This is a genomic window from Enterovirga aerilata (genome assembly GCF_013044135.1).
Lineage (GTDB): Bacteria > Pseudomonadota > Alphaproteobacteria > Rhizobiales > Beijerinckiaceae > Enterovirga > Enterovirga aerilata.
Genome location: NZ_JABEPP010000003.1, coordinates 639032 through 656628 on the forward strand (window position 1 = coordinate 639032; position 17597 = coordinate 656628).

Consider the following 17597-nt stretch of genomic DNA (forward strand, 5'->3'; position numbering starts at 1 on the left):
GCTCCGGTCCATTGCCCGGCCGGGAACTCAAGACCAGGAGTCTCCATGCGAATCCTCCCTACGCTCGCCCTCGTGCTGCTCGGCGCCTCTTCCGCCCGGGCGCAGGACGTTGCTGCGGGCGAGCGCGTCTTCGCGCAGTGTCGCGCCTGCCATCAGGTCGGCGAGACGGCCAGAAATATCGTCGGTCCGGTCCTGAACGGGCTGTTCGGTCGCAAGGCCGGTACGGTTGAGGGCTACAGCTACTCGCCCGCCAACAAGAATTCCGGCCTGACCTGGGACGAGGCCACCTTCCGGGAATACATCAAGGATCCGCGCGCCAAGATGCCGGGCACCAAGATGATCTATGCGGGTCTCAAGGACGAGCAGCGGATCACGGACCTGATCGCCTACCTGAAGCAGTTCGACGCCTCCGGGAAGAAGCAGCAGTAGGTCAAGTCGCCGCGCAACCCGAAGGCGGGCCGATCACGTCGGCGTGAGGCGCGGCAGGCGCACCCTCTGCCGCCGAATTGCCGCAACTCGGATTTGACTTCGTCCAATTCCAATCGATGATCTCCCCCGAACGGGGAGGGATCGATGCCGCGCCTGAACGTCAACGGGACCGTCCGGGACATCGAGGTGGAGCCCGACACGCCCCTCCTCTGGGTCATCCGGGAGCAGATCGGGCTGACCGGCACGAAATACGGCTGCGGCATCGCCCAGTGCGGGGCCTGTACGGTTCACATCGACGGGGCGGCTGTCCGCTCCTGCGCGCTCCCGGTCTCGGCGGTCGCCGAGGAGCAGAAGATCGTCACGATCGAGGGTCTCTCACCCGACGGCTCGCACCCCGTCCAGAAGGCCTGGCTCGCGCTCGACGTGCCGCAATGCGGCTTCTGCCAGCCCGGCATGATCATGGCGGCGTCAGCGCTGCTGGCGCAGAACCCGAAGCCGACGGAGGAGCAGATCCGCTCCGAGATCACCAATATCTGCCGCTGCGGGACCTACAACCGGGTTCTGGCGGGCGTGAAGCTCGCCGCCGAGGGCGGCGAAGCCGGCCGCGGCTGAGGAGGGCGACATGACCGAGCAGCAATCCGCCTCCGCACTGTCCCGCCGCGATTTCATCGCCCGCAGCGCCGCCGTGGCCGGCGGGCTCGGCCTCGGCTTCCACGTCCCCTTCGACGCCGCGGCGCAGAGCGCAGCCGCTTCGACGCCGGAGGTGAATGCCTGGGTCGTCATCCGCCCGGACGAGACGGTCGTCATCCGGATCGCGCGTTCCGAGATGGGGCAGGGGACGCTGACCGGCCTCGCTCAGCCCGTGGCGGAGGAGCTGGAATGCGACTGGTCGAAGGTGACGACCGAATATCCCACGCCCGGCCAGAGCCTCGCGCGCAATCGCGTCTGGGGCAACTTCTCCACGGGCGGCAGCCGCGGCGTGCGCGAGTCGCAGGAGTACATGCGCCAGGGCGGCGCCGCCGCTCGCACCATGCTCGTCCAGGCCGCCGCCAATGCCTGGGGCGTGCCCGCCTCGGAATGCCGCGTGGAGAAGGGCGTGATCTCGCATCCCGCCTCCGGCCGCTCGACGAGCTACGGCAAGGTGGCGGAGGCAGCCTCCAAGATCGAGCCGCCGAAAGAAGTCCAGCTCAAGGACCCGAAGGACTGGACGATCGCCGGCAAGTCCGTCCCGCGGCTCGATACGGCGGAGAAGCTGACCGGCAAGCAGGTCTACGGCATGGACCTGAGGCTGCCCGGCATGCTGAACGCGGCGATCAAGGATTGCCCCGTCTTCGGCGGCAAGGTGGCGAGCTACGATGCGAAGGCCGTCGAGGGCATGCCCGGCGTGAAGGCGGTCGTCCGGGTGGGCGAAAGCGCCGTCGCGGTCGTCGCCGACACGTGGTGGCGCGCCAAGACCGCGCTCGACGCGCTTCCGGTCACCTGGGACGAGGGCCCGAACGCCAAGGTCTCGAGCGAGACCATCATGGCGATGCTGAAGGAGGGGCTCGAGGCCAAGGAAGCTTTCGTCGGCAACAGGAACGGGGACGCGGCGGCCGCGATCGCCGGAGCGGCGAAGCGGGTGGAAGCCGTGTACGGCTACCCGTTCCAGAACCACGCCACGATGGAGGTGATGAACGCCACCGCGGTCTGGACGTCCGACAGATGCGAGGTCTGGACGCCGACCCAGAACGGCGAGGCGGCGCTCGCAGCGGCCTCGGAGGCGGCCGGCCTGCCGGCCTTGAGATGCGACGTCCACAAGATCCACCTCGGCGGCGGCTTCGGCCGGCGCGGCGCGGTGCACGACTGGGTCCGCCAGGTGGTCGCGATCGCCAAGGAGATGCCGGGCACGCCGATCAAGCTGATCTGGTCGCGCGAAGAGGACATGGTGCACGGCAAGTATCACCCGATCACGCAATGCAAGCTGGTCGGCGGGCTGGACGACAGGGGCAATCTCGTCGGGGTGCATATGCGCATCTCCGGCCAGTCGATCCTGGCCGGGCTCCTGCCGCAGAACCTGCAGAACGGGCGCGACCCGGTCACCTTCCAGGGTCTCAATCCCGGCGGGGCGGAAGCGGCGATCGGCTACACGATCCCGAACGTCCTGATCGACCATGCCATGCGCAATCCGCATGTGCCGCCGGGCTTCTGGCGCGGCGTGAACACCAATCCGAATGCCATCTATCTCGAATCCTTCATGGACGAGCTGGCCCATGCGGCCGGGCAGGATCCGCTGGAGTTCCGCCGCAAGCTGATGGCCAACCACCCCAAGCATCTCGGGGTGCTGAATGCCGTGGCGGAGCGGGCAGGCTGGGGCAAGCCGATGCCGGCCGGGCACGGCCGCGGCATCGCGCAGATCATGGGCTTCGGCAGCTACACGGCAGCCGTCGCGGAGGTGTCGGTGGACGATGCCGGACGCCTGAAGATCCATCGCATCGTGGCCGCGACCGACCCCGGCCACGCGGTGAACCCGCAACAGATCGAGGCGCAGGTGGAGGGGTCCTTCGTCTACGGTCTCTCGGCCGCGCTCTATGGCGAGTGCACGGTGGCGGACGGGCGGATCGTCGAGCAGAACTTCGACAGCTACCCGGTGATGCGGCTGGACGAGATGCCCAAGGTGGAAACGATCGTCATGCCGTCCGGCGGGTTCTGGGGCGGGGTCGGTGAGCCGACGATCGCGGTCGCTGCGCCCGCCGTGCTGAACGCGATCTTCGCTGCTACGGGCAAGCGCGTCCGTCAGATCCCGGTAAAGAACGCGGATCTGCGCCGCGCCTGATGCGCTGCCTCCCGGTGGCCTTCGCGGTTGCCGCGATACCGCTCGCGACCGCGGCCCAGGAGGCGTCCGGCCTGCGACGGGTCGCCCCGCCCGGGGCATCCTCGTGCAGCGGATGCCATGCTTCCCGGCCCGCGGCAGGGCTGGCCGTGCCTTGGATCGCCGGCCGGCCCGCGGCCGAGATAGCGGACCTCATGGCCGCCTTCCGGGCCGGCGAGCGCTCGGGAACCGTGATGACGCGGATCGCCCGCGGCTTCTCGCCCGAGGAGACGCGCGCGATCGCCGAATGGCTGGAGGGGCAGAGGTGAGGGCCCGCTTGCAGGACGTCCTCCTCCCCTCGTCCGACCCGGCTATGCCAGGCCACTTTCTCCCGCAAGGGGAGAAGGTGGCGCGCGCCCAAGCTTCGCGCTCTCCGACAAGGCGTGCGTTGCTCGGCGGCCTCACTGCCGTGTCACTTGCCTCCATCCTCCCCCGCCCCGCGATCGCCCAGGCCCGGCCGAAGGTCGTCGTGATCGGCGGTGGGTTCGGCGGCGCGACGGCCGCGCGCGAGCTGAAGCGGGCCGGGCTCGACGTGACCCTGGTCGAGGCGAACGCGACCTACGTGGCGTGTCCCTTTTCCAACGAGGTGATCGCCGGGTTGCGGCCCTTGGAAGGTCAATTCTTCGGCTACGACGCGATCCGGCGCGAGGGCATCGAGCTCGTTCAGGCCACAGCGACCCGCATCGATGCCGAGGCGCGCCGCGTCACGCTCGCGGACGGGGCGCAACTCTCCTATGACCGGCTCGTCCTCGCGCCCGGGATCGAGCTCCGCTTCGACGCGCTGCCCGGTTATGGCGAGGACGCTGCCGAGCAGATGCCGCATGCCTGGAAGGCCGGGTCGCAGACGCTGCTGCTCCGGCGCCAGCTCGAGGCCATGGAGGATGGCGGGACCGTCGTGATCTCCGTGCCTCCCAATCCCTATCGCTGCCCGCCCGGTCCCTATGAGCGCGCGAGCCTCATCGCGCATTTCCTCAAGACCAGGAAGCCGCGTTCGAAGCTCCTCGTGCTCGACGCCAAGGATACCTTCTCCAAGCAGCGTCTGTTCGAGCAGGGCTGGAAGGAGCTTTACTCGAATCGTTTGGAATGGGTGGGGCTCGCCGGCGGAGGGCAGGTGACGGCGGTCGAGCCTGCCACCCGCACTCTCGTCACCGATTTCGCTCGGCACGGGGCCGCGGTCGCGAACGTGATCCCGCCGCAGCGGGCCGGGCGGATCGCGGAGATCGCGGGCGTGGCCGACCGCTCGGGCTGGTGCCCGATCGACCCGGTGACCTTCGAGTCGCGGCTCAGGGCGGGCATCCACGTCATCGGCGACTCCGCGATCGCGGGCGGGATGCCGAAATCCGCCTTTTCGGCGAATGCCCAGGCGAAGGTCTGCGCCGCGGCGGTGGTCGATCTTCTCGCGGACAAGGAGCCCGCGACCCCGAAGCTGATCAATACCTGCTACAGCCTCGTCGCGCCCGGATACGGCATCTCGGTCGCGGGCGTGTACCGGCCGCGGAACGGCCTTCTGGCCGATGTGGAAGGCGCAGGCGGGACGAGTCCGCTCGAGGCGCCGCGGCAAACGCGCGAGCTCGAGGCCGCCTATGCGGAAGCCTGGTTCCGCACGATCACGGCAGACGTCTTCGGGTGAGGATGTGGTTCCGTCTGCCTGTGGCAGCCGCGCTGGCCTGCTGCACGATAGGAACGCACGTTTCCGCGCAGGAGCGCGGCGATGCGATTCCGGCATCCCTGACCGGGCTGCCGGGAGATCCGGCGCGGGGCCGCAGGATCGTGGCGGACCGGACGCGTGGGCTCTGCCTTCTCTGCCACTCGGCGCCGATCCCCGAGGAGCGCTTCCAGGGCGATCTCGCGCCGCCGCTCGCCGGTGCCGGCACGCGCTGGTCCGAGGGGCAGCTGCGGCTGCGGGTGGTGGACCCGCGACGGCTCAATCCGGACACGATCATGCCGTCCTATCTGCGGCGGGACGGCCTGACCCGGGTCGCGCCCGCCTGGCGCGGCAGGCCCATCCTGGAGCCGCAGGAGATCGAGGACGTGGTCGCATATCTCGCCACGCTCCGAGAGCAGCCGTGAGGAGGGGCTCATGCTCGTGAGTCTGAGCCGCCGCGAGGTCTTGCTGGCCGGGAGCGCCGCCTCGTTCGTCCTCGCCGTCCCGGCGCTTGCGAGCCCGGAGGAGATGAACGAGGCGATCCGGCGCTTCACCAGCGGCGCGGAGACGAAGGCCGGCCGGGTCCGGCTCGACCTGCCGCCGCTCGTCGAGAACGGCAACGCCGCGCCGCTCGCGATCCTGGTCGAGAGCCCGATGACCGAGGCCGACCATGTCCGCCGGATCGCCGTGTTCAACGAGCGCAACCCCCAGCCGAACGTGATCACGGCCCATCTCGGTCCGCGCTCCGGTCGAGCGAGCCTCTCCACCCGCATACGCCTCGCCAACTCGCAGCGGATCACGGCGGTCGCCGAGATGAGCGACGGCTCGTTCTGGTCCGGCACTGCGGACGTGATCGTCACGCTCGCCGCCTGCATCGAGGGAGCGTGAGATGGCCCGCGCGCTCGTCAACATCCCCAAGACCGCCCGCCGCGGCGACGTCATCGAGATCCGGACCCTGATCTCGCACGAGATGGAGACCGGCTACCGGCCCGGACCCAACGGCGTGCTGCTGCCCCGGGACATCATCACGCGCTTCACCTGCACCTATAACGGGGTCGAGGTCTTCAGCGCCGAGCTCTTCCCGGCCATGTCGGCGAATCCCTATCTCGTCTTCACCACCGTGGCGTCCGAGAGCGGCACGATCGCGCTGACCTGGACCGGCGACAACGGCTTCAGCCAGACCGAGACGGCCACCATCGAGGTCGCGTGAGGCTCCCCGGCGCGGCCGCCCTCACGCTGCTCCTGGCGTCGCCGCTCGGGGCGGAGATCCGTCCCGACGAGCGGCGATCCGATTTCCACCAGATGAGCCCTGAGACCCGGGCCATGCAGACGGACGATACAGCCAATCCGGGCATGCTCGCGGTCCTTGACGGCGAGGCGCTGTGGCGGGCGAAGGCGGGGCCGGCCGGACGATCCTGCGCCGATTGCCACGGCGACGCGCGCATCACCATGAGGGGCGTTGCGGCACGCTATCCGGCCTGGAATGCCGCGCGCGGCACCCCGGTCGGTCTCGCCGGCCAGATCGATATCTGCCGCGCCGACCGGCAGGGCATCTCCGCCTGGCCGGCGGAGAGCCGCGAGCGGCTCGCGGTGACGGCCTACGTGGCGCACCAGTCGCGCGGAATGCCGATCTCTCCGCCGGGCGATCCGGAGATGGCGGCCGCGCGCGAGCGCGGCGGACGCCTCTTCACCGCCCGCATGGGGCAGCTCGATCTCGCCTGCGCCGCATGCCACGACGACAACTGGGGGAAGCGCCTCGGCGGAACGCCGATCCCCCAGGCGCATCCGGTCGGGTATCCGATCTATCGGCTCGAATGGCAGGCCGTTGGCTCCCTGCAGCGCCGCCTCCGCAACTGCCTGAGCGGCGTCCGGGCAGAGCCCTTTCCATACGACGCGCCGGAGCTGATCGAGCTCGAGGCCTTCCTCATGCAGCGGGCCGCCGGACTCCCCATCGAGACACCCGCCGTGCGGCCCTGATCAGACGAAGTCCCGGCGCATGGGCGTGAAGACGTCGAGCAGGGTGCCGGCCTCGATATTCCTCGCGTCGTGCTCCGCGTGCGGAGGCACGAGGAAACTGTCGCCCGCCCGCAGGCGCTCGGTCCGCCCCGCGATCGTGACGTCGAAGACGCCGCTCTCGACCAGCGTGCATTGCACATGCGGGTGGCTGTGCGGCGGACCGACCGCGCCCGCCTCGAAGCGGACGCGCACCATCATCACGCGGTCGGAATAGGTCAGCACCTTCCGCACGACGCCTTCGCCGGCCGGCTGCCATTCCGCCTCACCATCCCGAACGAAGGGCTCGTCTTTTCTGCCGATCATCGCAGGTTCCTCAGCGGGCGAGCCAGCCGCCATCGACCGGCAGGATGACGCCGTGCACGAAGTCCGCCGCCGGGGAGGCGAGGAAAACGGCTGCGCCGCCGATGTCCTGCGGCTCGCCCCAGCGCCCGGCCGGGATGCGGGCGAGGATTTCGGCCGAGCGCTTCGGGTCGGCGATGAGGGCGGCCGTGTTGTTCGACACGATGTAGCCCGGCGCGATCGCGTTGACGTTCACGCCCTTGGCGGCCCATTCGTTCGCGAGGAGGCGGGTCAGCCCGGCGAGTCCGCTTTTCGAGGCGGTGTAGGATGCAACCCGGATCCCACCCTGAAAGGAGAGCAGCGAGGCGACGTTCACGATCTTGCCGCCGCGGCCGCTGTCGATCATCCGACGGCCCGCTGCCTGGGCGAGGAAGAAGGCCGATTTCAGATTGACGTCGATCACGGCGTCCCAATCGGCCTCCGTGAAATCGAGAGCGTCGGCCCGCCGGATGATCCCGGCATTGTTCACCAGGATGTCCACGCGGCCGAACCGTTCCTCGGTCGACCGCATGATCCGCTCGATCGGCTCGATTGTCCTGAGGTCGGCGTGGACGGCGAGGAAGCCCGTCCCATGCCGGCGGCAGAGCGCCTCCGTCTCGTCCATCGGCGAGCGGCCGACCGCGACGATGCTGGCCCCGGCTTCGGCCAGCCCCACCGCGATCGCCTGGCCGATCCCGGTATTCGCGCCCGTGACGATCGCGGCTTTTTCCGAGAGGTCGAACCGGCTCAACGGAGCATGTCCATCGTGACCGGGTCCATGTCCGTGTAGTCGATATTGTCGCCGCCCATGCCCCAGATGAAGGTGTAGGCGCGCGTGCCGACGCCCGAATGGATGGACCAGTTGGGCGAGATGACCGCCTGCTCGTTCGCGATCACGAGGTGCCGGGTCTCGGCGGGCTCCCCCATCATGTGGAAGACACGCGAGTCCTCCTTGAGGTCGAAATAGAGATAGACCTCCGAGCGCCGGTCGTGGACGTGGGCCGGCATCGTGTTCCAGATCGAGCCCTCGTCGAGCTTCGTCATGCCCATGACGAGCTGGCAGGTGGTGCAGACGTCCGGGTGCAGCATCTGGAAGATCGTGCGCCGGTTGGCGGTCGCCTGGTCGCCGAGCACCATGCTCTTCGCCTCGGCGAGACGGACCTGGACGGTGTCGTAGGCGGTGTGGGCTGGGGTCGAGAGCAGGTAGAATCTCGCAGGCTCGCCGCCGTCCTGGCTCTCGAAGGTGACCTCGCCGGCGCCCATTGCGGCATAGAGGGCGTCGCGGTGGGCGAGCTCGAAACGCCTGGCGCCGACTCGGACGAGCCCGGGCCCGCCGATATTGAAGATCCCGAGCTCACGGCGGGCGAGGAACGTCGCCGTGCCGAGGGATCTCGGCGCCGGGAGGGAGAGGGGCGCGCCGACGGGCGCGGCACCGCCGATGACGAAGCGCTCGATATGGCTGTAGGTCAGGTTGACCTCGCCCGGGCTGAACAGCCCCTCGACGAGGAAATGGCGCCGGAGCTCGACCGTCGTGAAGTGACGGACGGCGTCCGGATGGCTCGCCTGCCGGATGTCGATGGTCATGTCGTCCTCAGCCGAAGAGGGAGGGCAGCCAGAGCACGAGCCCCGGGATGTAGGTGACGAGCAGGAGGACGATGATCATCGGAATGTAGAAGACCATGATGGAGCGCGCGACGGCCTCCATGCTGACCTTTCCGATGGCGCAGCCGACCACCATCGTCGGCCCGACCGGCGGCGTCAGCAGCCCGATCCCGAGGTTGAGGATCATCACGATCCCGAAATGCACCGGATCGATACCGAAGGTCTTCAGCATCGGCATGAACAGCGGCGTGCAGATCAGCAGCATCGGCGCCAGATCCATGAAGGTGCCGAGCAGCAGAAGCAGGATGTTCACCCAGAGGAGGAACATGTACTTGTTTTCGGAGATGTGGAGAAAGAACTCCGTCGCCTTCGCGGGCACCTGCATCAGCGCCATCATGTAGCCGAAGGCGACCGAGAACCCGATCATGATCATGACCATGCCGACGGTCCGCACGACGCGGGCGAGCAGCAGCGGCACCTGGCTGAACTTGTAGTCGCGGTACACGAAGAGCGTGACGAGGAGGGCGTAGACGCAGGCGACCGCGCCGGATTCCGTCGGCGTGAACACGCCCGTGAGGATCCCGCCGATGATGATGACGACGGTGATCATGCCCCAGATCGAATCCAGGATGATCCTCAGCGCCTGCCGGAACGGAATGACCTCGCCCTTCGGGTAGCCCTCCCGGTGCGCGATGATGAGGCAGAGGATCATCAGCGAGGCGCCGAGCATCAGGGCCGGGATGATGCCGCCGAGGAAGAGATGCGCGATGGAGATCGAGCCGCCTGCCGCCAGCGAGTAGATGACCATGTTGTGCGAGGGTGGCAGCAGCAGGGGCTGCAGCGAGCCCGAGATCGTCACGTTCACCGCGAAGAGCCGCGGATAGCCGTTGCGGATCATCTCGGGGATCATGACCGAGCCGACGGAGGCTGTGTCGGCCACCGACGAGCCGGAGATCGCCCCGAAGAAGGTCGAGGCGAGGATGTTCACGAGCGCGAGTCCGCCGCGGATGAAGCCGACGAAGATCTTGGCGACGTTGATGAGGCGGGCGGCCATCCCGCCCTCGGCCATGATGGCGCCGGCCAGGACGAAGAAGGGAATGGCGAGGAGCGGGAAGTTGTCCATCCCGTCCGAGGTCTTCAGCATCACCGCCTCGAGCGGCAGGTCGATCCAGAGCGCGGCCAGGATGGAGGCGAGGCCGAGCGCATAGGCCACCGGCACGCCGAGAAGGCAGATGATCGTGAAGCCGCCGAGGAGAACCAGGATGTCCATAGGCGGTCCGGCTATTCGAGAGAGACGGTGGCGGTCGCGTCCTCCGGCTCGGCCGGGAACAGCGCGCCCGTCCAGAGCCGCTCGATGACGAAGAGGAGCGTGAGCAGGCCGGCGATCGGCACGGGCAGGTAGGACATCCCGACCGTCACGACCGGGAACTCGCCGATCGTCTGGTACCAGGTGGTCTGGACGAGCGAGATGCCCCACCAGAGCATGAACACGTTGGTGGCGGCCATGCAGAGCTCGATCACGACCCCGAGCGCCACCTTGGCCGGGCCGTGCAGCAGGCCGGGGATGATGCCGACCCCGATATGCAGATATTCCCGGTAGCAGACGACGGCGGAGAGGAACGCGAGGACGATCATCAGCAGCACGGCGAGCGGCTCAGGCCAGGACGCGGCGCTGTTCAGCGCGTAGCGGGTGAAGACGCCCCACGGGATGATGATCGCGATCACGGCGAGGCAGACGCCGCACACCACGAGGCAGGCGCGATGGATGGCATCCATCGCCCGGATGTAGCTGGCTTGCAATCGAGGCTCCTTGCGCTGGTGCTTCGCCTCCGCCCGTCATTCCAGGATTCGCCGCAGGCGAAGACCCGGAACCCATGGCTTGGCTGGACGAGGGAGAGCGCCGCTGGGCCTCGCTCACCTGGTCGTGGGTTCCGGGTTCTGCTTCGCAGCCCCGGAATGACAAGGGCGCCGCCTATTGTATGGCCTGAATACGCTGCACGAGCACTGTGTGCTTCGCACCGTACTTGTCCCAGACCGGCTTCACGGCATCCTGGAACGGCTTCTTGTCGGTAAAGGTGACGACCTCGATCCCCGCGTCCCTGATCTTCTTCATCGATTCCGCGACGCGCTGGTCCCAGAGCTGACGCTGCTCCAGCTGGGCCTCGGCCGAGAACTTGCGGATGAGCTCCTGGTCGTCCTTCGACAGGCCGTCCCAGATCCGCTTCGAGAACACCAGGATCTCCGGGATGATCAGGTGCTCGGTCATCGAGTAATGCTTGGCGATCGTGTAATGGCCGAATGAATCGTAGCTCGGCGGATTGTTCTCCGCACCGTCCACGACGCCGGTCTGCAGCGCGCTGTAGACCTGGTCCATGCCCATCGCGACGCCGTTGCCGCCGAGCGCGTTCATCGTCTCGACGAAGAGCGGATTGCCCATCATCCGGATCTTGAGGCCTTTCAGGTCCTCCACCGTGCGGACGGGGCGCTTGGTGTTGTAGACATTGCGCGAGCCGCCATCCATCCAGCAGAGGCCGATGAGGCGGGCCTGCGGATTGGTGGTGATCTTGTCGAGGAGCTCCTTGCCGATCTCGCCGTCGATCACCTTGCGCATATGCGCGACGTCGCGGAAGACGAAGGGCAGGTTGAAGACGTTCACCTCGTCCACGATCGAGCCGACCACGCCGACGCTGACCCGGGCGAAGGCGAGCGCGCCGACCTGCGCCTGCTCCAGCGCCTCCTTCTCGCCGCCGAGCTGCATGGACGGGAACATCTGCACGGTGAGCCGGCCGTTGGTGGCCTGATCGAGCTTCTTGCCCAGCCGCTGCACGGCTTCCACCGTCGGATAGCCGAGCGGATGCACGTCGCTCGCCTTGAGCACCATCTTGCTCTGGGCCGCCGCACGGCCGGGCGCCGTTGCGCCGAGTGCGCCGGCGCCGAGCAGGGACAGAACCGTTCTGCGCTTCATCGTCGTTTCCTCCGTCGGCCTCTCGGGCCCGTCCTCTGCCTTCCGCCGGGTTTGTCCCGGGCCGGCTGGCGTTGTCGCCACAGACTTGTATGGTAGTGTCGACAAAGCTGAAGGACTGTCAAGGAGGATTCGTTGGCCGGGAACGGCTCAGGTGCGACGGCAGGGTCGGCGGCCCAGCGGCTCGAGACGGAGCTGAAGCGCGCGATCGTGGGGCTCGAGCTGCGGCCTGGCACCCGGCTGTCGGAATCCGAGATCGCCGACCGTCACGGCGTGTCCCGGCAGCCGGCCCGCGAGGCGCTGATCGCGCTCTCGCGCATGCGCCTTGTCGAGGTGCTGCCCCAGCGCGGCACGGTGGTGACCAAGATCTCGGTAGGCCGCCTCATGCAGGCGCGCTTCGTGCGCGAGGCGGTGGAGACCGCGGTGGTCCGCCGCGCCTGCGATGCCTTCGACCGGGACGCGCGCGAGCGCATCGACGGCTTCATCGACGTGCAGGAGCGCTTCGCCTCCGCCGGCGATCACGACAGCTTCCAGCGCTACGATGAACTCTTCCACATCGCGCTGGCCGAGGGCGCAGGCTGCCCGCTGGCCTGGGAGGTCGTGCGGGACATCAAGACCCATATGGACCGGCTTTGCCAGCTCACCCTATTCGACGCGCCCGCCATGCTGGCGCTGGTCGAGCAGCACCGGACGATCATCAGGGCGATCGACGCAGGCGATCCGGACGGCGCGGCCGAAGCCATGCGGCAGCATCTCACCGAAATCCTCCGGGCGATGCCGCGCGTGGAGGCGGAGAACCCCGAGCTTTTCGAGTGAGCTTCGGGGTCAGGACGGCATCAGCACGATCCGCAGTTCGGCCGCCGCATCCACCGCCTCGCGGGAATAGAGCAGCGGCAGGTACTGGCGGGAGGCCCAGAGCGGCGCGAGGTCGTCGTAATGCGGCGAGCGCGGGTCGCCGGACTGGCCCGGCGCGTTGATGAACCAGCTCCCGTCCCAGTTGCCGACATCCAGCACCATGCGGAAGGAGGCGCCCGCCACGGCGCGGAAATCGCTCTGGCGGTAGCGTGTGTTCATCACGGTCGAGCCCGATCCGCCCTTCGCCAGCGGCCCGACATCGCGCAATTCGGCGGCCTCCGGCAGGACGGCGCCGAGCGGGTGCTCGAAATGGCCGTGATGGAGATCGCCCCAGCGCCAGCCCTTCGGATCGGCGCCGAGGAGCGTCTGACAGGCGGCGTAGGCGTCGGCCAGCGTGGCGACGAGGAGCTCGGTCCGGTCCTGCTCGTCGCGTATCCAGGGCCGCAGCCCGGGCCGCTCCAGCGCGGCCAGCAGGCTTTCGTGGTCGCCGGGCGACAGCAATGCGCGGACGGCCGGGTCGGGCGCCGCGCGGGCCAACAGCGCGGGTTTCAGGTGCCTGGTCCACCAGACCTCGAAGAGGGCGGCGGGGCCGCTGTCCTCGTGCAGATGCCCGTCCCAGCCGGAGAGAAGCTGGAGGGCGGGGGAGAGCGCACCCTCCTTCGGCATCAGCTTCAGGAGGCGCAGCGCGGGCAGCGACAGGTCATCCGTCTGAAGCCGCATAGAGGCTTCGACCGTGTGGGCCGTATCCTGGCCGAGCACCGCCTTGATCCGGTCTGCCCGCGCATACTCGAACCACTCGTAGCCGAGCTTCACCTCCTCGGCCGGGAAGCCGGGCGGCAGGTTCATCTCGTTCGCGGTGGCGACGAAACCGGACGGGGGATTGACCGAGCGCGGCAGCTCCGAAGGATCGTGGAACCCGTCCCATTCGTAGCGGCCATCGCCCGGCACGGGCAGCAGGCCGTCGTGGTTGGGCCGGAGGGGGGCGAGTCCCGAAGCGTACCAGGCGATGTTCCCCGCGACATCGGCATAGACCTGATTGCCGGGCGGCACGTTCCAATGCCGGATGGCCGCCTCGAAGGCCTCCGGAGACCGGGCTTCCATCGAGCCGATGCTCGCCAGGTAGGCGGCGCTGCCCGGCTCGAGCCAGACGGTCCTGACCGCAAAGGCGCGATGGCGGGCGTGGTCCTCGTGGACGACAGGGCCGTGGCGGGTGAACTTGAGGGTCACCTCTTGGTCCGGGGCTCCCTTCACCGCGATCGTTTCGACGACGGTGCGCATCCGCTCCTGCCCGTCGCCGAAGCGGTACAGGTCCGGATCGCCCGGATCTGTCTCGTAGACGATCAGGTCCTCCTGGTCGGTCGGGAAGATGGTCATCGAGAAGGCCGAATGGCCATTATGGCCGAAGGAGATGCCGGGCAGGACCGGCTCGCCCGCGCCGATGACGTCCAGGCCTGGCGCGGTCAGGTGCACCAGGTAGCGCAGCGACGGGAGCTGGTAGGTCCGGTGAGGGTCGCTGCCGAGGATCGGCCGGCCGGTCGCGGTCCGCGCCGGCGCGACCGCCCAGTTGTTCGACCCGTCCTCCGGCGCGGAAGGGTCGAGGAACACGGTGCCGAACTCGTCCACCTTGCGCCAGCGGGGGCCGTCGGCGAGGGTCGCCGAAAGCCGCTCGGGCGAGAAGGTCACCGGCGCGGTCGCGAGCTTGAAGTCGTCGAGCACCCGGGCGGTCACGGCAGACGGATCGAGCCCCTTCGGGATGCGGATCTCGTGCGGCGGATCGATGGAGCGCCGGGCGAGATCGGTCTCGAGGTCGGCCTTCGCGAGCACCTGGGCGCGCAGCGCCTCCGACAGGACGTTCGCGACGAGGGCATGCGAGCGGATCCGGACCACGTCCTCCGCCGCCCAGCGGCCCGGGCGCGTGCCCAGGGCGGCGAATTCCGGCGGCATCAGCTCCGGCTCGCGCCCCGCCAGCCCGATGAAGGCGTTTATGCCGTCCACGAAGGCCTGGACGATCTCGCGCAGGTCCGGGACGCCATAGGCGCGCCATTCCGCATCCATGTCGCCGCGGTACAGGAAGAGGCGCGCGGCGCGATCCTGCTCAAGGTAGCCCGGCCCGAAATCCGAAGCGAGCAGGCCGAGCCCGCGCTTACGCCAGAGATCGATCTGCCAGAGCCGGTCGCGAGCCGCGTTGAAGCCCTGGGCGAAGAACAGGTCGCGGCGCGAGCCCGCCCGGATATGCGCGACGCCATAGCGGTCGACGAGGATCTCTGCGGGAGCGGACAGGCCCGCGGTTTCATAGGTCTTGCTTGCGGTCACGCTGGCGCTCGCGCGTGGGTGGCAGGTGAGGCGCTGCGCCGCGGGCGGCGCAGGCGGACCATAGCGGCGCCCTCCTGCGTCGGCTATCCGAACGCGGGCGGGGCGGCGGGGCAGGCGAGGACGGCTGAGTCGCGATGAGACACGAGTTCGAAGCGGCGCCCGAGCGGGGGCGTTCCCGGCGGCGGCTCGAGGACGAGCGCTTTCTGACCGGGCGCGGCCGGTTCGTGGACGATTTCGCCGAGCCCGGCCAGCTTTTCGGCCATGTCCTGCGCTCGCCCATGGCGCATGCGCGCATCCTCGCGATCGGCGCGGCAGCCGCGCGTGAGGCCTCCGGCGTGGTCGCGGTCTTCACCGGTGCGGATCTCGAGGCCGAGGGCCTGGGTCCGCTTCCCTGCAGCGCCAAGGTCGCAACCGTCTCGCCGCTCGTCGTCCCGCCGCGCCATGCGCTCGCGCGGGAGCGCGTCCGGCATGTCGGCGATCCGGTCGCCTTCGTGGTGGCCGAAACCGCGGAAGCGGCGCGCGATGCGGCCGAGCTGATCGAGGTGACCTATGAGGAGTTGCCTGCGGTCGTGGATTGCGCGGCCGCGCTCGAATCCGGCGCGCCGCTCGTCTGGGACGAGGTCCCCGGCAACGAGGCGTTCCGCTTCCTGAAGGGCGACCGCGCGGCCGTGGACGAGGCCTTCGCCCGGGCTGCGACCGTGGTCGAGATCGAGCTGGTGAACAATCGGCTCGTGGTCGCGCCCCTCGAGCCGCGCGCCGGGATCGGCCGATACGATCCGGAGCGGGAGAGCTTCGAACTCATTCTCTCCGGCCAGGCGGTCCACGACATCCGCCGCGAGCTTGCCGCGGACGTTTTCCGGGTCCCCGAGGAGAAGATCCAGCTCGTCGCGCCGGATGTCGGCGGCGGGTTCGGAATGAAGAACGTGCTCCACCCCGAATGGGTGCTGCTGCTCTTTGCGGCGCGCCGGCTTGGCCGGCCGGTGCGCTGGAGCTCCGACCGGACGGAGGATTTCGTCAGTTCGGTCCAGGGGCGCGACAATCACACCCGCGCGCGCCTCGCGCTCGATGCGGAAGCCCGATTTCTTGCGCTCGACGTGGCGACGGTTGCGGATATGGGCGCCTATTTCTCCTCGCTCGGCCCCGCCATCCCGACCAATCCCGCCTCGACCGCCATGGGCGGCGTCTACGACATTCCCGCCATCTTCATGGACGTCCGCGGGGCCTTCACGAATACCGTCCCGGTCGACGCATACCGGGGTGCCGGGAAGCCCGAAGCGAACTACATCGTCGAGCGGCTTGCCGATCTAGCCGCTCGCCGGATCGGTATCAGCCCCGCCGAGATTCGCCGGCGGAACATCATCCGCAGCTTCCCCCACGTCACCCCGATGGGGATGACGATCGAGAAGGGCGCGTTCGGAGACAGTCTGGACCGCGCGCTCGCGGCGGCGGCTGCGGAGAGCTTCGAGCCGCGCCGGCAGGATTCCGCCGGGCGGGGGATGCTGCGCGGGCTCGGCCTTGCCTGCTTCCTGGAGACTGCGCGCGGGGCGCCCGGCGAATGGGCGCGGGTGGCGTTCGAGCCGGACGGGACCGTGACCTTGCTCGTCGGCACGCAGTCGAACGGCCAGGGACACGAGACGAGCTTTCCGCAGATCGCCGCCGACCTTCTGGGTCTGCCGGTCGAAAGCTTCCGCTATGTCCAGGCCGACACGCGGCGCGTCCGCAAGGGGTCCGGCCATGGCGGCGCGCGCTCGCTGCACCAGGGCGGGACCGCGATGGTTCGCGCCATCGAAGCGCTGCTTGACAGGGCGCGGCTCATCGCGGCGCAACTCCTCCAGGCATCCCCGGAGGAGCTCCGGTTCGAGGGAGGATCCTTTGCTGCGAGCGGGGAGGGGCGCTCGGTCGCGATCGGATCCGTCGCGGCGGCGGCCCGCGATCCGGAGCAGCTTCCGCCGGGCTTCGAGCCGGGGCTCTTCGGGGAGGTCGACAATCCGCTCGACCTCGTCACCTACCCGAACGGCTGCCACGTCGCGGAGGTCGAGATCGACCGGGAGACGGGGGAGCTTTCCATCCTCCGATACGTCGCGGTCGACGATTACGGAACCCTGGTCAACCCGATGCTGACCGAGGGGCAGGTCCAGGGAGGCCTTGTCCAGGGAATCGGGCAGGCGGCCTTCGAGCGGGTCGTCTACGACGGGCGATCGGGCCAGCTCCTGACCGCCTCGCTGATGGACTACCAACTCCCGCGCGCGGCCGACCTGCCGCCCCTCGAGGTGCTGTTCAATCCCGTGCCGAGCCGCGCGAACCCGCTCGGCGTGAAGGGCTCCGGCCAGGCCGGCTGCATCGCGGCGCCCCAGACGGTGATGAACGCCATCCTGGACGCGCTCGCGCCGCTCGGGATCGAGAGCTTCGACATGCCGGCGACGCCCGAGCGGCTCTGGCGCGCGATCCGGACGGCCCGGCAGGCGTGACCGTTTGCGGAGCCCGGTCGGTGCGACCCCAGCCAGCCGGCGTCGCTGGCACCGATCTGGCCGAGATCGGCCGGGCCTTCGCCCTCACGCGCTGCCGCATACTCGCAGACCGCCAAGCCGCCGAGGCCTCCGGTCCCATAT

18 protein-coding genes are annotated in these 17597 nt (G+C 69.1%); 11 read left to right on the top strand and 7 right to left on the bottom strand.

The window, feature by feature from the left end; genetic code table 11:
- Positions 1 to 45: 45 nt before the first annotated feature.
- The 9 genes from HJG44_RS13220 to soxA all read left to right on the top strand — a co-directional run bounded on the left by HJG44_RS13220 (position 46) and on the right by soxA (position 6899).
- Positions 46 to 429, top strand: a complete 384-nt coding sequence (locus HJG44_RS13220; protein ID WP_171218805.1) for a c-type cytochrome — start codon at positions 46 to 48, stop codon at positions 427 to 429.
- Between the two features lie 144 nt (positions 430 to 573).
- On the top strand, positions 574 to 1041 hold the full coding sequence (locus HJG44_RS13225) for a (2Fe-2S)-binding protein (RefSeq protein WP_171218806.1): 468 nt from the start codon (positions 574 to 576) through the stop codon (positions 1039 to 1041).
- Positions 1042 to 1051: 10 nt separating this feature from the next.
- The gene (locus tag HJG44_RS13230) at positions 1052 to 3241 is read left to right on the top strand and encodes a xanthine dehydrogenase family protein molybdopterin-binding subunit (RefSeq protein ID WP_171218807.1); all 2190 of its coding nucleotides are present in this window, start codon (positions 1052 to 1054) and stop codon (positions 3239 to 3241) included.
- A 146-nt stretch (positions 3242 to 3387) separates the two neighbouring features.
- Positions 3388 to 3546, top strand: coding sequence for a c-type cytochrome (locus tag HJG44_RS24230; RefSeq protein ID WP_346767153.1), 159 nt, complete (start codon positions 3388 to 3390; stop codon positions 3544 to 3546).
- Positions 3547 to 3665: 119 nt separating this feature from the next.
- Positions 3666 to 4907 carry an FAD-dependent oxidoreductase gene (locus HJG44_RS13240; protein ID WP_430395060.1) on the top strand — a complete coding sequence of 414 codons (1242 nt, stop codon included), beginning with the start codon at positions 3666 to 3668 and terminating at the stop codon, positions 4905 to 4907.
- 2 nt (positions 4908 to 4909) lie between these two features.
- The gene (soxX, locus tag HJG44_RS13245; protein ID WP_171218994.1) at positions 4910 to 5347 is read left to right on the top strand and encodes a sulfur oxidation c-type cytochrome SoxX; all 438 of its coding nucleotides are present in this window, start codon (positions 4910 to 4912) and stop codon (positions 5345 to 5347) included.
- A gap of 10 nt (positions 5348 to 5357) precedes the next feature.
- Positions 5358 to 5810 (top strand): SoxY-related AACIE arm protein, encoded by a 453-nt coding sequence (locus HJG44_RS13250; RefSeq protein WP_171218809.1) that lies wholly within the window; start codon positions 5358 to 5360, stop codon positions 5808 to 5810.
- Position 5811: 1 nt separating this feature from the next.
- Complete coding sequence (soxZ, locus tag HJG44_RS13255) at positions 5812 to 6132, top strand: thiosulfate oxidation carrier complex protein SoxZ (protein WP_171218810.1); 321 nt, start codon at positions 5812 to 5814, stop codon at positions 6130 to 6132.
- Entirely contained in the window at positions 6129 to 6899 is a 771-nt protein-coding gene (soxA, locus tag HJG44_RS13260; RefSeq protein ID WP_346767155.1) for a sulfur oxidation c-type cytochrome SoxA, read from the top strand. Before soxZ ends, soxA begins: the two co-directional genes overlap by 4 nt.
- Here soxA and HJG44_RS13265 read toward each other — a convergent pair whose 3' ends face one another.
- The 6 genes from HJG44_RS13265 to HJG44_RS13290 all read right to left on the bottom strand — a co-directional run bounded on the left by HJG44_RS13265 (position 6900) and on the right by HJG44_RS13290 (position 11823).
- A complete protein-coding gene (locus tag HJG44_RS13265) occupies positions 6900 to 7241 on the bottom strand; it encodes a cupin domain-containing protein (RefSeq protein ID WP_171218811.1) in 342 nt (113 codons plus the stop codon).
- Between the two features lie 10 nt (positions 7242 to 7251).
- Positions 7252 to 8007, bottom strand: a complete 756-nt coding sequence (kduD, locus tag HJG44_RS13270) for a 2-dehydro-3-deoxy-D-gluconate 5-dehydrogenase KduD (RefSeq protein ID WP_171218812.1) — start codon at positions 8005 to 8007, stop codon at positions 7252 to 7254.
- Positions 8004 to 8840 carry a 5-dehydro-4-deoxy-D-glucuronate isomerase gene (kduI, locus tag HJG44_RS13275; protein WP_171218813.1) on the bottom strand — a complete coding sequence of 279 codons (837 nt, stop codon included), beginning with the start codon at positions 8838 to 8840 and terminating at the stop codon, positions 8004 to 8006. Before kduI ends, kduD begins: the two co-directional genes overlap by 4 nt.
- Before the next feature lie 7 nt (positions 8841 to 8847).
- Positions 8848 to 10128, bottom strand: a complete 1281-nt coding sequence (locus HJG44_RS13280; RefSeq protein ID WP_171218814.1) for a TRAP transporter large permease — start codon at positions 10126 to 10128, stop codon at positions 8848 to 8850.
- A gap of 11 nt (positions 10129 to 10139) precedes the next feature.
- Positions 10140 to 10658, bottom strand: coding sequence for a TRAP transporter small permease (locus HJG44_RS13285; protein WP_171218815.1), 519 nt, complete (start codon positions 10656 to 10658; stop codon positions 10140 to 10142).
- A 172-nt stretch (positions 10659 to 10830) separates the two neighbouring features.
- On the bottom strand, positions 10831 to 11823 hold the full coding sequence (locus HJG44_RS13290; RefSeq protein ID WP_171218816.1) for a TRAP transporter substrate-binding protein: 993 nt from the start codon (positions 11821 to 11823) through the stop codon (positions 10831 to 10833).
- A 132-nt stretch (positions 11824 to 11955) separates the two neighbouring features.
- On the opposite strand from HJG44_RS13290, the gene HJG44_RS13295 reads away from it, so the two are divergent.
- A complete protein-coding gene (locus HJG44_RS13295) occupies positions 11956 to 12636 on the top strand; it encodes a GntR family transcriptional regulator (protein ID WP_171218817.1) in 681 nt (226 codons plus the stop codon).
- A gap of 9 nt (positions 12637 to 12645) precedes the next feature.
- Here the strand turns inward: HJG44_RS13295 and HJG44_RS13300 are convergent, their stop codons facing one another.
- Entirely contained in the window at positions 12646 to 14988 is a 2343-nt protein-coding gene (locus HJG44_RS13300; RefSeq protein ID WP_171218818.1) for a penicillin acylase family protein, read from the bottom strand.
- 134 nt (positions 14989 to 15122) lie between these two features.
- Between HJG44_RS13300 and HJG44_RS13305 the strand changes: the two genes are divergently transcribed.
- Complete coding sequence (locus HJG44_RS13305) at positions 15123 to 17456, top strand: xanthine dehydrogenase family protein molybdopterin-binding subunit (protein ID WP_171218819.1); 2334 nt, start codon at positions 15123 to 15125, stop codon at positions 17454 to 17456.
- Positions 17457 to 17597 lie beyond the last annotated feature (141 nt).

What these genes read in the sequence shown, in the direction of transcription:
- HJG44_RS13220 (WP_171218805.1), top strand. Translation starts at nt 46, where the DNA reads ATGCGAATCCTCCCTACGCTCGCCCTCGTGCTGCTCGGCGCCTCTTCC.
- HJG44_RS13225 (WP_171218806.1), top strand. Translation starts at nt 574, where the DNA reads ATGCCGCGCCTGAACGTCAACGGGACCGTCCGGGACATCGAGGTGGAG.
- HJG44_RS13230 (WP_171218807.1), top strand. Translation starts at nt 1,052, where the DNA reads ATGACCGAGCAGCAATCCGCCTCCGCACTGTCCCGCCGCGATTTCATC.
- soxX (WP_171218994.1), top strand. Translation starts at nt 4,910, where the DNA reads ATGTGGTTCCGTCTGCCTGTGGCAGCCGCGCTGGCCTGCTGCACGATA.
- HJG44_RS13250 (WP_171218809.1), top strand. Translation starts at nt 5,358, where the DNA reads ATGCTCGTGAGTCTGAGCCGCCGCGAGGTCTTGCTGGCCGGGAGCGCC.
- soxZ (WP_171218810.1), top strand. Translation starts at nt 5,812, where the DNA reads ATGGCCCGCGCGCTCGTCAACATCCCCAAGACCGCCCGCCGCGGCGAC.
- HJG44_RS13265 (WP_171218811.1), bottom strand. Translation starts at nt 7,241, where the DNA reads ATGATCGGCAGAAAAGACGAGCCCTTCGTTCGGGATGGTGAGGCGGAA.
- kduI (WP_171218813.1), bottom strand. Translation starts at nt 8,840, where the DNA reads ATGACCATCGACATCCGGCAGGCGAGCCATCCGGACGCCGTCCGTCAC.
- HJG44_RS13280 (WP_171218814.1), bottom strand. Translation starts at nt 10,128, where the DNA reads ATGGACATCCTGGTTCTCCTCGGCGGCTTCACGATCATCTGCCTTCTC.
- HJG44_RS13290 (WP_171218816.1), bottom strand. Translation starts at nt 11,823, where the DNA reads ATGAAGCGCAGAACGGTTCTGTCCCTGCTCGGCGCCGGCGCACTCGGC.
- HJG44_RS13305 (WP_171218819.1), top strand. Translation starts at nt 15,123, where the DNA reads ATGAGACACGAGTTCGAAGCGGCGCCCGAGCGGGGGCGTTCCCGGCGG.